This is a genomic window from Nonomuraea thailandensis (assembly GCF_024172165.1).
Taxonomy (GTDB): Bacteria; Actinomycetota; Actinomycetes; order Streptosporangiales; family Streptosporangiaceae; genus Nonomuraea; species Nonomuraea thailandensis.
In genome coordinates this window covers 5,540,143-5,553,238 of record NZ_JAMZEB010000002.1, presented here as the reverse complement: position 1 = coordinate 5,553,238, position 13,096 = coordinate 5,540,143, and the positions used below count along the sequence as shown (strand labels likewise).

At 72.8% G+C, this 13,096-nt stretch carries 12 protein-coding genes; 2 read left to right on the top strand and 10 right to left on the bottom strand.

The window, feature by feature from the left end; all coding sequences use genetic code 11:
* Positions 1-16 precede the first annotated feature (16 nt).
* The 3 genes from HD597_RS29090 to HD597_RS29080 are packed head-to-tail and all read right to left on the bottom strand — an operon-like array spanning position 17 to position 3,203.
* Positions 17-1,624 (bottom strand): GMC oxidoreductase, encoded by a 1,608-nt coding sequence (locus tag HD597_RS29090; RefSeq protein ID WP_253746046.1) that lies wholly within the window; start codon positions 1,622-1,624, stop codon positions 17-19.
* Positions 1,621-2,127: a carboxymuconolactone decarboxylase family protein gene (locus HD597_RS29085; protein ID WP_253746045.1), complete on the bottom strand. Its 507-nt coding sequence runs from the start codon at positions 2,125-2,127 to the stop codon at positions 1,621-1,623. The genes HD597_RS29090 and HD597_RS29085 overlap by 4 nt, the downstream gene beginning before the upstream one ends.
* On the bottom strand, positions 2,124-3,203 hold the full coding sequence (locus HD597_RS29080) for an NAD(P)H-dependent amine dehydrogenase family protein (protein ID WP_253746041.1): 1,080 nt from the start codon (positions 3,201-3,203) through the stop codon (positions 2,124-2,126). Before HD597_RS29080 ends, HD597_RS29085 begins: the two co-directional genes overlap by 4 nt.
* 347 nt (positions 3,204-3,550) lie before the next feature.
* Between HD597_RS29080 and HD597_RS29075 the strand changes: the two genes are divergently transcribed.
* A complete protein-coding gene (locus HD597_RS29075) occupies positions 3,551-5,551 on the top strand; it encodes an ATP-binding protein (RefSeq protein ID WP_253746039.1) in 2,001 nt (666 codons plus the stop codon).
* A gap of 36 nt (positions 5,552-5,587) precedes the next feature.
* Here the strand turns inward: HD597_RS29075 and HD597_RS29070 are convergent, their stop codons facing one another.
* Positions 5,588-6,937 carry an amidase gene (locus HD597_RS29070; RefSeq protein WP_253746035.1) on the bottom strand — a complete coding sequence of 450 codons (1,350 nt, stop codon included), beginning with the start codon at positions 6,935-6,937 and terminating at the stop codon, positions 5,588-5,590.
* A 54-nt stretch (positions 6,938-6,991) separates the two neighbouring features.
* Here HD597_RS29070 and HD597_RS29065 point away from each other — a divergent pair, with 54 nt between their 5' ends.
* Positions 6,992-8,443, top strand: a complete 1,452-nt coding sequence (locus tag HD597_RS29065) for a hypothetical protein (protein WP_253746034.1) — start codon at positions 6,992-6,994, stop codon at positions 8,441-8,443.
* Here HD597_RS29065 and HD597_RS29060 read toward each other — a convergent pair.
* From HD597_RS29060 to HD597_RS29035, 6 genes are all read right to left on the bottom strand, one after another.
* On the bottom strand, positions 8,364-9,191 hold the full coding sequence (locus HD597_RS29060; protein WP_253746033.1) for an amino acid ABC transporter permease: 828 nt from the start codon (positions 9,189-9,191) through the stop codon (positions 8,364-8,366). The two genes, HD597_RS29065 and HD597_RS29060, sit on opposite strands and share 80 nt — an antisense overlap.
* A complete protein-coding gene (locus HD597_RS29055) occupies positions 9,188-9,856 on the bottom strand; it encodes an amino acid ABC transporter permease (protein ID WP_253746032.1) in 669 nt (222 codons plus the stop codon). Before HD597_RS29055 ends, HD597_RS29060 begins: the two co-directional genes overlap by 4 nt.
* Positions 9,856-10,683 (bottom strand): glutamate ABC transporter substrate-binding protein, encoded by an 828-nt coding sequence (locus tag HD597_RS29050; protein ID WP_253746031.1) that lies wholly within the window; start codon positions 10,681-10,683, stop codon positions 9,856-9,858. Before HD597_RS29050 ends, HD597_RS29055 begins: the two co-directional genes overlap by 1 nt.
* A gap of 9 nt (positions 10,684-10,692) precedes the next feature.
* Positions 10,693-11,436, bottom strand: a complete 744-nt coding sequence (locus HD597_RS29045; protein WP_276083043.1) for an amino acid ABC transporter ATP-binding protein — start codon at positions 11,434-11,436, stop codon at positions 10,693-10,695.
* A gap of 81 nt (positions 11,437-11,517) precedes the next feature.
* Positions 11,518-12,360: a glutamate ABC transporter substrate-binding protein gene (locus HD597_RS29040; RefSeq protein ID WP_253746030.1), complete on the bottom strand. Its 843-nt coding sequence runs from the start codon at positions 12,358-12,360 to the stop codon at positions 11,518-11,520.
* Positions 12,357-13,040 carry a response regulator gene (locus tag HD597_RS29035; protein ID WP_253746029.1) on the bottom strand — a complete coding sequence of 228 codons (684 nt, stop codon included), beginning with the start codon at positions 13,038-13,040 and terminating at the stop codon, positions 12,357-12,359. Before HD597_RS29035 ends, HD597_RS29040 begins: the two co-directional genes overlap by 4 nt.
* Positions 13,041-13,096 lie beyond the last annotated feature (56 nt).

Sequence of the window (13,096 nt, the reverse complement as noted above, 5' to 3'; positions counted from 1 at the left end):
GCGCCGCGAAGGGCGCTCACAGGTCGGCGGCGATGATGCGCTCGATGTTCCGCTCCGCCAGCGCCGTGATCGTCACGAACGGGTTGACCGTCGTGTTCCCCGGGATCAGCGCCCCGTCGATGACGTACAACCCCGGATAGGCCGTCAGCCGCCCGTAGTTGTCGGTGGCCTTGTTCAGCACGGCACCACCCAGCGGATGGTAGGTCAGGTGGTCGCCCCAGATCTTGTAGACGCCGAACAGGTCCGTCCGGTAGATCGTGCCCTCCTTGGAGTTGATCTTGTCGAAGATGGTCCTGGCCATGTCGATGGACGGCTGCTTCCAGGCGGTCTGCCAGTTCAGCTCCACCCTGCCGGCGGCCGCGTTCCAGGAGAACTGCGCCCGGTGCGGGTTGTTGGTGATCGACAGGTAGAACGAGGCGAAGGTCTCGATCCCGGTGGGCAACGGCGCCACCTCGGCGAACGCGCCGCCGGCCGCCCAGTTGTCGATGCCGCAGCACGGGATGGACGACTGGAGCTTGCCCGTGGGGTCCCACAGGTGGTTCGCCCGGCCGCACATGACGTTGCCGTTGTCGCCCCAGCCCTTGCCGATCTCACCGTTGAGCGCCGGCAGCGCGCCGGTGGCCTTCAGCTTGACCAGAAGCTTGCTGGTGCCGACGCTGCCCGCGGCGAAGAACACGCGGTCGGCCGTGACGGTCTTCGTGGCGACGGTGTCGCCGGTCGTGTTGATCTGCTCGATGACGACCGTGTAGGCGCCGCCCGCCGCCGGGGTGACGGAGGTGACCCGGTGCAGAGGGGAGACGGTGACGCGGCCCGTCGCCGCGGCCCGGGCCAGGTACGTCTTCTGCAGCGACTTCTTGCCGTGGTTGTTGCCGTAGAGGATCTCGCCGGCCAGCGCCGACTGGGGGACGGTGCCGGCCGCCTCCTGCTTCATGTAGTCCCAGTCGTAGACGTCCGGCACGAACACGAACGGGAAGCCGGAGCGCTGGGCGTGCTTGCGGCCGACCCGGGCGTACTGGTAGCAGGCCGTGGTGTCGAACCAGGCCGGGTCGATCGTGCCCACGCCGAGGGCGGCGTTGGCGCGCGGGTAGTAGGTGCCGTACATCTCGCCGGGGTCGACCGAGGGGAGCACGGCGGCGAAGTTCTCGCGTTTCGGGGTGACCGCCATGCCGCCGTTGACCAGGGAGCCGCCGCCGACGCCGCGGCCCTGGTAGACGGTGATGCCGCCGAACTCCTCGGCGTCCAGGACGCCGGTGTGGCGGGGGATGTCGCGGTCGATCGGGAAGCCGAGGAAGTAGTTGAGCGGGGCCTTGGTGCGGGTGCGCAGCCAGTAGGAGCGGTAGTCGGGCTCCCGCGTGTTGCAGAAGATCCTGCCGTCGGAGCCGGGGGTGTCCCAGGCCTGGCCCATCTCGATCAGGTGCACGTTCACGCCCGCCTCGGCCAGGCGCAGGGCGGCCACGGAGCCGCCGTACCCGGTGCCGATCACCAGGGCCGCCACGTGCGCCCCCGAGCTGATCGGGCCGGCCGCGCGGGCGGCGGGGGAGTGCACGCCGAGGGCGGCGGTGCCGAGCAGGGCGCCGGTCGCGGTCAGGAAGCCGCGGCGGGAGACGTCGTCGATCTTGCTCATGAGGCCGGGCTCGCTTTCGGTGACGGGGCGTTCGGGAGGCGGCACATGGTGTCCAGGCCCAGGACGTGGTTGAGCCGGCCGAACGCCAGCCACGAGCCGATGCACATGCTCAGCTCCACGATCTCGAGCTGGCTGTAGTGCGCGCCCATCCGGCTCCAGAACTCCTCGTCCAGCCCGTGGTGATCGAGCGTGTAGCGTTCGGCGTACTCGGCGGCCAGCCGGGTGCGCGCGTCGAAGGCGCCGGTCGTGCGCCAGTCCGCGACCGCGTCGGCGAAGCCGTCCTCGACCGTGCGCCCGTCCCGCTCCGTGCGCCAGTCCAGGCAGAACGCGCAGCCGTTGAGCTGCGCCACCCGCAGCCTGGCCGCCTCGAACTCGCGCAGCCCGAGCGTCGTGTGCGCGTACACCGCCAGCGAGTAGCGCGAGGCGGCGGGCCCGATGCCGGGCACCATCTCACCCCACACGTACTCGATCGCGTCCTTGCCCTCCGGGATGTCGATCCTCACCCGCTCCTCCTTCCGAGCTTGCCGATGGCGGGCCGCAGCGGCACGTCCAGCGCGTCGTACAGCCCAGGCCCCGCCTCCACGAGCCACTCGACGGCGCCCACCAGGCGGCCCACGGCCGTCGCGTTGCCGCCCGCGGAGTGGTTGCCGCCCTCGTCGGTGGCCTGCACGGTGACCTCGATGCGCGGGCGGCCCTCGATGATCACCCGGTGCGCCCCCGCGCCGCCGGGCGGGACGGGCCAGTCGGGGGCGCAGGACGGGTGGATGCGGGTGACGTGCTCCAGCACGATCCTGGGCTCGCCGCCGACGATCCCGCGCACCTCGAACCGCACCGCGCCCTGGGTGCCGGCCTCGAACGCGCCCATCGACGCCGTCGTGACCGCGGACTCCAGCGGGCGGCGCTCCACGTGCTCGCGGATGTCGTCCAGGTCGGCGCCGAGCGCCCTGGCGATCAGCCGCACCTGGCCGCCCCACACCATGGAGGGCACGGCCGGCGCGAGCATCGGCGGCTCGTAGTCCATCGGCTGGCCCATGCCGACCAGGTAGCGGACCGCGTCGGGCTGGTCGTAGGTGGAGTAGTCGAAGATCTCCTGGCAGCGTACGGCGTCCACGGTCGCGGCCAGCCCGCTGACCAGCAGCGGCAGCAGGTCGTTGGCCCAGCCGGGATCGACGCCGGAGACGAACAGGGAGCCGCCGCCCTCCGCGATGGCCGCCAGCACCGGCCGGCGGATCTCGGGCGGGGCGCTGCGAGGGTCGTACAGCGCGTACAGGGAGGGGGTGACGACCACGGCGCCCGCGCGCAGGGCGCGGACCACGTCGGCCAGCGCCTCGGACGGGCGGATGTCGCCGGAGGCCGCGTACACGACGGCGCCCGGGCTCGCGCCCAGGGCCGCCTCGACGTCGGCGGTCGCCGTGACGCCCAGGCGGTGGCCGAGCCCGGCCAGCTCGCCCGCGTCGCGGCCGATCTTGGCGGGGTCGTGGACGAGGACGGCGGTCAGTTTCAGCCCCGGGTGGGCCTCGACGGCACGGATGGCGGCGCGGCCGATGTTGCCGGTACCCCAGACGATCGTGGACACCATGGGCGGAGCGTAGCAAGCGCTTGGTTAAGTGGGAAGGGCCCGCCGACCCGCGGTTTCGCGACGCCGAGCCGGGCCCTCCGGCGGGCCCGCCGGATCCCCCCGGCGGAGGACGGGATTAGGAAACGCCCGCAACCCCGTCTGTTGCGTAGTCACTTTCTCACTTTTCGTGGCGGATCCTGGCCGCGTCCGGCAAGCTGCTGTCACCGAATGCGGCGGACCGAGCCGGACAGGTGAGAATCATGACCATGGGTGGGCGGCATGCCGGGAATCTGCCGCCGGAAACGACCAGCCTGGTAGGCCGCCGCGGAGAACTCGCCCGGATCCGCCGGTTGTGCCGGGAATTCCGGATGGTGACGCTGACCGGCGTGGGTGGGGTCGGCAAGACCCGGCTGGCGCTGCGGGCCGCCTCCATCATGCGGGCCGGCTACGGTGACGGCGCGTGGCTCGTCCAGCTCTCGGCGCTGGACGACGGGGCGCTGGTGCCGTACAGCATCGCCGAGGCGCTGCCGCTGGCCGACCGCACGACCAGGCCCATGATGGACGTGCTGACCGAATACCTCGAGGACCGGCACCTCCTGCTCGTGCTCGACACCTGCGAGCACCTGATCGACGAGTGCGCCGCCACGGCCCGCGACCTGCTCCTGGCCGCGCCCGGGCTGTCGATCCTGGCCACCAGCCGCCGCCCGCTCGGCGTGCCCGACGAGCAGGTACTGATCATCGACCCGCTCCCCGTCCCCGACTCCGGCGGCGGCGGCCGGCAGGACGCGGTGACGCTGCTGGCCGACCGGACCGCCCGCTCCCTGCCCGGCTTCGCCGTCACCGACGGCAACCGCGCCGACCTGGCCCGGCTGTGCCGCCGCCTGGAAGGGCTGCCGCTGGCCATCGAGCTGGCCGCGGCCCGGCTGCGCGAGCTGCCCGCCGCCGAGCTGTGCGAGCGGCTCGACGACCGGTTCGAGCTGCTCGGCGACACCGACGCCGAGGTGAACGACGCCGACCCGCCCTGGCACCAGGCGCTGCGCACGGCCATCGGCTGGAGCCACCAGCTCTGCACGCCGGAGGAGCGGCTGCTGTGGGCGCGCACGTCGGTGTTCGCCGGCAGCTTCGACGACACGGCCGTGGCCGAGGTCTGCGCCGACGACCTGCTGCCCGCCTCCGCCATCCCCGACCTGCTGGCCGGGCTGGTCGACAAGTCGATCCTGATCTGGGCGCCCACCGGCGGCGGCGAGCGCTACCGGATGCTCGACACCATCCGCGAGTACGGCGCCATCTGGCTGCGCGCGCTCGGCGAGCAGGACGGGCTGCGTCGCCGGCACCGCGACTTCTACCTGAAGCTGGCCCGCCGCGGCGACGCCGCCTGGCTGGGCCCCGAGCAGGTCTCCTGGAACGACCGCACCAACGCCGAGCACGACAACCTGCGCACGGCGCTCGACCACTGCCTGGCCCACCCCCGCGACCACACCGCGCTGGAGATGGCCGCCGCGCTGTGGTTCTTCTGGTACCCGTGCGGCTTCCTCCGGGAAGGTCAGCACTACCTGGAGCGCGCCCTGGCTCTGGACACCGAGCCGAGCGTGGTGCGCAACCGGGCGTTGTGGGTGTGCAGCCTGACCCTCATGGTGCAGGGCGCCCCCGACGCCGGCATGGCCTGGGCGGCCGAGTGCGCCGGTGTCGCCGACCAGCTCGGCGACACCGCCGCGGCGCTCGCCGCCCAGGCCATGGTCATGGCCGCCGCCACCATCAGGGGCGACCTCGCGCTGGCGCTGGCGCTGGCCGACAGCCTGCTGGCCGTGCACCGGCCCGAGCGCGGCCTCACCCTGCCCACGCTGCTGGCCCGGCTCGGGCAGAGCCACGTGCACACGGCGCAGGGCCGCATCGAGGACGCGGTGAAGGTGCTGGAGGAGATGTGCGCCGAGTGCGACAAGCACGGCGAGCGCTGGATGCGCGCGTACGCCGACCTCTTCCGCGCCCAGGCCGAGCTGTCGCTCGGCCGCCACGACGCCGCCCAGGCCTACGCCCGGTCGGCGCTGGAGATCAAGCACCGGCTGCACGACAGCATCGGCATCGCCATGGCCCTCGACGTGCTGGCCTGCGCCGCCTCCGCCTCCGGCCACGCCGAGCCCGCCGCCCGCCGGCTCGGCCTGGCCCAGCAGGTGTGGGACACGATCGGCCGGGCGCAGCTCGGCATCCGCGAGTGGGTCGACGCCCGGGAGATGTGCGAGCGGCTGGCCCGCGCGGCGATCGGCGACAGCGCCTACCAGGAGGCGTTCACCGCCGGCTACGACACCGGGCTCGACACCGGCATCCTGCACGCCCTCGACCCCAACTCCCCCCACCCTGCCGCCGAGCACTGACCCGTCCGCAGGAGGCGGGGCGCACGTCCCTCCTCCTCAGAGGACCGTCACCGGAGTGAGGCGGGCGGCGGTGGCGAAGAGGCGGGGTTCGTCACCGGGACGGCAGACGAGCTGCAGCCCGACCGGCAGCCCGTCCACCAGCCCGGCGGGCACGGTCAGCGCGGGCAGGCCGAGCACGTTCCACGGGCTGGTCAGGGCGAGCAGCGCGGGACGCACCTCGACCGCCCGGCCGTCCAGCGCGAACTCCCGCTCGTCCACCAGCGGCGCGACGATCGGCACGGTCGGCATCGCGAGCACGTCGTGCCCCCCGAACAGCACGTCCACCACGCCCGCCAGCCGCTGCCTGGCCTCCAGGGCGCGCACGTACCGCCAGCCGGGCACCTGCGCGGCGACGCGCAGCCGCTCCAGCACCGCGGGATCGAACAGCTCGGGCGCCCGCCGCAGCCGCTCGGCGTGCACGGCGGCGGTCTCGCAGCTCTGCACGGCCACGTACGTCTCCCGGACCTCCTGGACGAACCCCTCCGGCAGCCGCACCTCCTCATCGGCCTCCAGCACCGCCCGCACGGCCCGCGTCACCCGCGGATCACCTCCGTACATCGCGATCGGGTCGATCCAGCCCACACTTCCGCCGGCGTCCCCGGCGTCCCCGGCGTCCCCGGCCTCCCCGGGCACGTCCGCGGCCAGGCGGCGGTAGGCGATCAGGCAGTCCTCCGCCCCGCCCGCCAGCACGCCGACGTGGTCGTAACTGCGCGACAGCGGGAAGACCCCGTCCGCCGGGATCGCCCCGAACGCGGGCTTGAACCCGGCGACCCCGCACAGGGCCGCCGGGATGCGTACGGACCCGCCCGTGTCGGTGCCGATCGCGAGCGGGACGATGCCCGCCGCCACGGCGGCCGCGCTGCCGCCGCTGGAGCCGCCCGACATGCGCGCCGGGTCCCGGGGGTTGCGCGAGGGGCCGTTGGCGGAGCGGTCGCCGGTGGGCCCGTACGCGAACTCGTGCGTGGTCGTCTTGCCCACGATGACCGCCCCGGCCCGGCGCAGCCCCGTCACGCACGCGGCGTCGGTGTCCGGGACGTACGCGGTGAAGTGCCTCGACCCCATGGTCGCCGGCAGCCCCGCCACCATGATCAGGTCCTTGACCGCGACCGGCAGCCCGTGCAGCGGCCCCCGGTCGGCGCCCGCGGCCAGCTCCTCGTCCGCGCGCCGGGCCGCCGCCAGCGCCCCGGGGGCGTCCACGGTGACGAAGGCGTTCAGCGCCGGGCCGAGCGCCTCGGCGGCGGCGAGCGCCTGCCCGGCCAGCTCGGTGGCGGTGACGTGCCCGTCACGCAGGTCCCGGGCGAGGTCGGTGATGGTACGGCCGGCGAAGGGGCCAGGGGGAATCGGCATGAACACATCATGACGGGAATGCCGCCCGACCCGAGCCCCGCTACGATCAACCGGATGCCCGACCCGCCCCCCACCGCCCCCACCTCCGAGGTGCCCGAGCCGCACCCCGCCGTCACAAGCGCCGCGGTGGCCGGCACCTCGTCGCCCACCGCGGCGGGCGCCGAGGTGCCCGCCGCCGCGGGTGCCGAGGTGCCCGGCGCGTCGCCCGCCGCCGCGGGTGCCGCGGTGTCCGGCACGGCGCCCGCCGTCCGCCGCCTGCTGCGCCGGGCGCGACGGCTCGCCGCCGCCGTGATCACCCTGTGCGCGCTGATCGGCGCGGTGCGCCTGATCGTCCCCGCCACCGCGGGCCCGGACGGCGAGCCGCCCGGCGTGCGCCGCCAGCTCGCCTTCCTCCGCTCGGCCCTGGACGCGGGCGCCGCCGGGCAGGCGCAGGCGCTCTTCCCCGAGGGCTACTTCTTCCTGCACGTCCTGTACGGCCTGACCTGGGTCGAGCTCGGCCAGCGGGACGCGACCGCCCGGCCGCGGGCGCTGCGCGAGTCCCGCTGGGCGCTGCGGCAGCTCGACGCCCCGCAGGGCCGCGAGCCGTTCAGCCCGGACCTCGACCCGCCCCACGGCGTGTTCTACCGGGGCTGGACCAACTGGCTGCGCGGCGGCGTGCTCGCCCTGCAGCCCGAGGACCGGCGCGACCCGGCCGAGCTGCGCCGCTTCACGGAGGACTCGGCCGCCCTGGGCCGCGCGTTCGGCGCGTCGCGCTCGCCGTTCCTGGAGGCCTACCCCGGTCAGTCCTGGCCCGTCGACTCGACGGTGGCGGTGGCCTCGCTGCGCCTGCACGACACGCTGCGGCCACCCCGGTACGTCGGCACGGTGGACCGCTGGCTGCGCGAGACCCGCGAGCGCCTCGACCCGCGCACCGGCCTGATCCCGCACCGGTCCGAGCCGGGCACCGGCGAGCCGGCCGAGGTGGCCAGGGGCACCTCGCAGAGCATGATCCAGCGTTTCCTGGTGGACATCGACCCGGCCTTCGCCGCCGGGCAGTACCTGCGCTTCCGCGACCGCTACGTGGTCACCCCGCTCGGCCTCGGCCCGGCCGTGCGCGAGTACCCGTCGGGGATGGACGGGCCGGGCGACGTCGACTCGGGGCCGCTGCCGCTGGGGGTGAGCCTGTCGGCCACCGCGGTCACCCTGGGCGCCGCCCAGGTGCGGGGGGACGCCCCGCTCGCCGGCGCCCTGGCGAACTACGGCGAGCTGGCCGGGGTGCCCGCCGGCACCCCGTGGACCAAGCGGTACGCCTTCGGCCTGCTGCCCGTCGGCGACGCCTTCCTCGCCTGGTCCAAGACGGCCCGCCCCTGGGTGTCGCGGCCCGGCGACCCGCCGCCGGCGACCGTCCCGTGGTGGTGGCGCGGGCCGCTGCTGCTCGCGCTGGCCGTCATCGGGACCGCACCCTGGGCGCCCGCGCTGTGGAGGAGGCGCCGAGGCGGCTCGCCAGCCGGTCCAGCCCCATGTTGATCACGATGAAGATGGCCGCGATGAGGATGGCCGCCGGGATGACGTTGGAGAAGTTCGCCGCGATCCCGTTCAGCCCCCTGTCCACCAGCTCGTCGTAACCCACGATCAGGCCCAGCGCCGAGTCCTTCAGCAGCACCACGAACTGGCTGATCAGCGCGGGCAGCATGGCCTTGACGGCCTGCGGCAGCAGGACGAGCCGCATCACCTGCCCCTTGCGCATGCCGACCGCGTACGCCGCCTCCCGCTGCCCCTTGGGCAGGCTCAGCACCCCGGCCCGGACGATCTCGGCGATGACCGACCCGTTGTAGAGGGTCAGCCCGAACACGACGGCGGCGAACGCCGAGACGTTCACGCCGATGAGCACGTACGACCCGAAGAAGGCGAAGAAGATCAGCAGCAGCAGCGGCACGGACCGGAAGAACTCCACCACCATGGCCGCCGGCACCCGGATCCAGCGGTGCTCCGACATCCGGGCGACGGCGAACACCAGCCCGAACAGCGCCGCCAGCACCACCCCGGCGACGGCCGCCGCCAGCGTGCCGGCCAGGCCGGGCAGGATGAACGTGGCCCAGACGTCGCCGCGCAGCAGCGGCGTCCACTTCTCCGCCGCCCACTGGTCCTTCTCGTCGAAGCGCACGTAGACGATGTACGCCACCGCCAGCAGCGCCGCCGCGACGAGGGCCGTCAGCACCCGGTTGCGGCGCACCCCGCGCGGGCCGGGCCGCTCGTACAGGTTCGCGTACGTCATCGCGCCACCGCCATCCGCTTGGACAACCAGCCGAACAGCAGCCCCATCGGCAGGCACAGCAGCACGAAGCCGGCGGCGAAGCCGAGGAAGATCTCGATGACCTGGTCACCGTAGGTCTCGATCAGCTCGCGCATCCGCACCGACGCCTCCGCGACGCCCACGACCAGGGCGATCGTGGTGTTCTTGGTCAGCGCGATGAGGATGCTGCCCAGCGGCGCCACCACCGCGCGGAACGCCTGCGGCAGCGTGATCAGCGCCAGCGTCCTGACGAAGCCGAGCCCCAGCGAGCGGGCCGCCTCCGCCTGCCCGACGGGCACCGTGTTGAGCCCGGAGCGCAGCGCCTCGCACACGAACGCCGAGGTGTAGGCGGTCAGCCCGATGACGGCGAGCCAGAAGTTGTTGGTCGCGATGTCGTCGGACAGCTCAAGGCCCAGGTTCGCGCCGATGCCGAGGCCGGTGAACAGCAGCACCAGCGTGAGCGGCGTGTTGCGGGCCACGGTCACGTACACGGTGGCGGTGGCCCGCAGGGAGCCCAGCGGGGCCACCCGCATGGCGGTCAGCAGCGTGCCCAGCACCAGCGAGCCGAGCGCGCTGACCGCCGTCAGCCGCACCGTCATCCAGAAGGCGGCCAGGATGGTGCCGCCTTCGGTCACCAGTGCTTCCATCAGTACCGCTCGAGCTGCGGGGCCTGCGGCAGGGTGAAGCCGGAGGCGCCCACGCTGGTCTGCAGCGCCTTGGTCCAGCTCCCGTCGGAGAACATCTTCTCCAGGGCGTCGTTGATCGCCTTGCGCCCGGCCGTGTCGTCCTTCTTCAGCCCGATGCCGTACTTCTCGGTGCTGAACGTCTTGCCGACCACCTTGAGCTTGCCGGAGTGCTGCGCGGCGTAGCCGGCCAGGATGACGTTGTCGGTGGTGATGGCGTCGAGCTGGCCGCCGAGCACGCGGTCCACGCACGCCGAGTAGGTGCGCTCCTCCTGGAGCTGCACCTCCTTGGCGTACTCCGACTTGACCTTCTGCGCGGGCGTGGAGCCGGCGACCGAGCACAGCTTCTTGCCGTTGAGCGCCTCGGGCCCGGTCAGCGCCGCCTCCTCGGCGCGGACCAGCAGGTCCTGCCCGGCCACGAAGTAGGGCCCGGCGAAGGACACCTTCTGCTTGCGGGCGTCGGTGATGGAGTAGGTGGCCACGACCATGTCCACCTGGCCCTGCTCGATGAACGCCTCCCGGTTGGCGGAGACGGTCTCCTTGAACGTGATGCCGCTCGGCTCGACCCCGAGCTGCTTGGCCACGTACGTGGCCACCTCGATGTCGAAGCCGGTGAAGGCGCCGTCAGGCGTGCGCAGGCCGAGGCCGGGCTGGTCGGCCTTGACGCCGATCACCAGCTTCTTGTCGTTCTTGGCCTTGTCCACGATGGAGGCGTGGCTGTCGGAGCCGCCCCCGCATCCGGAGGCGACGGCCACGACGGCGAACACGGCGAAGAGAGATCTGCCGAACATGACGGCTCCTTAGTGGGTCAGGATCTTGGCGAGGAAGGACTGGGCGCGGTCGCTGCTGGGCGCGCCGAAGAAGGTGTCAGGGGTGTTCTGCTCGACGATCTCGCCGTCGGCCATGAACACGACCCGGTCGGCCGCCCTGCGGGCGAAGCCCATCTCGTGGGTGACGACGACCATGGTCATGCCCTCACGGGCCAGGCCCGTCATGACGTCCAGCACCTCGTTGACCATCTCCGGGTCCAGCGCCGAGGTGGGCTCGTCGAACAGGATCGCCTTCGGGTCCATGGCCAGCGCCCTGGCGATGGCGACCCGCTGCTGCTGGCCGCCGGAGAGCTGGGCGGGGAACTTGGCGGCCTGGCCGCCGATGCCGACCCGGTCGAGCAGCTCCTGGGCCTTGCGCACGGCCTGGTCCTTGGGCCGCTTGAGCACGTGGACCTGCCCGAGGACGACGTTGTCCAGGACGGTCTTGTGCGCGAAGAGGTTGAACGACTGGAACACCATGCCGACCTCGGCGCGGAGCCTGGCCAGCTCCTTGCCCTCAGCCGGCAGCGGCGTCCCGTCGAGGCTGATCGTGCCGGAGTCGATCGTCTCCAGCCGGTTGATCGCGCGGCACAGGGTGGACTTGCCCGCCCCGGACGGGCCGATGATCACTACGACCTCGCCCTGCCGCACGGTCAGGTCGACGTCCTTCAGCACATGGTGATCGCCAAAGCGCTTGTTGACCTGGTCCAGGACGATCAGGTCCGCCTGGGTCATGCGTCACGCTCCTTGTCTCGGTCAGCGTTGGCGTAACCGTAGGAGCCGCATGTTCCGCGGAAAGGCTTGTGATCGTTCTGCTCAGCAATTGGCCGGGCGAGGCGCCGGCTTCGCCGATTCGGAGGTGGTGCCGGAGACCCCGACGGTGGCCATGTAGGCGCGGTCCCACTCGCCGTTGCACAGCCAGCGGGCGATCAGCCCGTTGAGGTAGTCGCGGAAGGCGGTGTCCTGCTTGCGCATGCCCATCCCGTACGGCTCGCGCGCGAACGGCTTGCCGACCAGCCGCAGCGTGTCGGGGTGCTGGGCGTACAGGCCGAGCAGGATGGTGTCGTCGGTGCTGACCGCGTCCACCCGCCCGGCGATCAGTGCGGGCACGCAGATGCTGTACGCGTCCACGACCTCCAGGTGGATGCCGGGTACCGTGGCGCGCAGCCGCTCGACCGAGGTGGAGCCGCGGGCCGTGCAGACGCTCTTGCCCTTCAGGTCGGAGACCTGGTTGATGGTGGAGTCGCCGACGCGTACCAGCAGGTCCTGCCCGGCGTAGTAGTACGGGTCGGTGAACGTGACCCGCCGGGCGCGCGTCTGCGTGATCGAGTAGGTGGCGATGACGAGGTCCACCACGCCCTGCTCGATGAAGTTCTCCCGCTCGCTCGACACCGTCTCGACGAAGCGGATGTTGCGCTCGCTGCCCGTCAGGTCCCTGGCGACCAGCCGGGCCATCTCCGCGTCGAACCCGGTGATCCGCCCGCTGGCGGGATCCTTGTAGCCGAAGATCGGCTGGTCGAACTTGATGCCCACGGTGAGGATGCCGCGCTCCCTGATGCGGGACATCGTGGTGTCCTCGGGGAAGGCGCTCGCCTCGCCGCAGGCGGCGGGCAGCAGGCCGACCAGCACGGCCGCGACCAACGCGCGCAGCGCCCTCATCGGATGCGGTACCGGTGCTGGGGCCGCCCCGTGGTCCCGTACTTCGGCCGCCCCTCGACCAGCCCCCGCTCGGACAGGTGCTCCAGGTAGCGGCGGGCGGTGGCCCGGCTGACGCCGACCTTGGCCGCCAGCTCGTCGGCCGAGGCGTCCTCGACCTCCGAGAGCGCGTCCAGCACCGCCTGCTCGGTGGAGGCGGAGATGCTCTTGGGGCGGGTGCCCACGTCGAGGTGGAGCGAGCGGAAGAGGTTGTCGATCTCCTGCTGGTCGGTGAAGCGGGACTCGGACTCGAGCTGCTTGACGGTGGCGGCGTAACGCAGCAGGGCCTGCTCCAGCGTGCCCGCCCGGGTCGGCTTGACCAGGTAGTTGAGCGCGCCGCGCTGGATGGCGGCGCGTACCGTCGCCGACTCCTTGCGCCCGGAGATCACGATGATGTCGGCGGGCGGCTGGTCCGGGCGGCGCAGCCGGTGCGCCACCTCCAGACCGGGCATATCAGGGAGGTGCAGATCGAGCAGGACCAGGCGGGGCGCGAAGCGTCCGGCCGCGGCCAGCGCCGCGTGCCCGGTGTGCGCGATGCCCACGACCCTGAACCCGAGCACCCGGTTGACCTGCGCGTGCAGGGCCGCCGTGACGACCGGGTCGTCGTCCACGATGAGAACGGTGATGTCCCTGAGCTCAGGCACCGCCACGCTCCTCGTCATTCAGGTAGATCACTGCAGCTTAAGCGGGTTTTATTAAA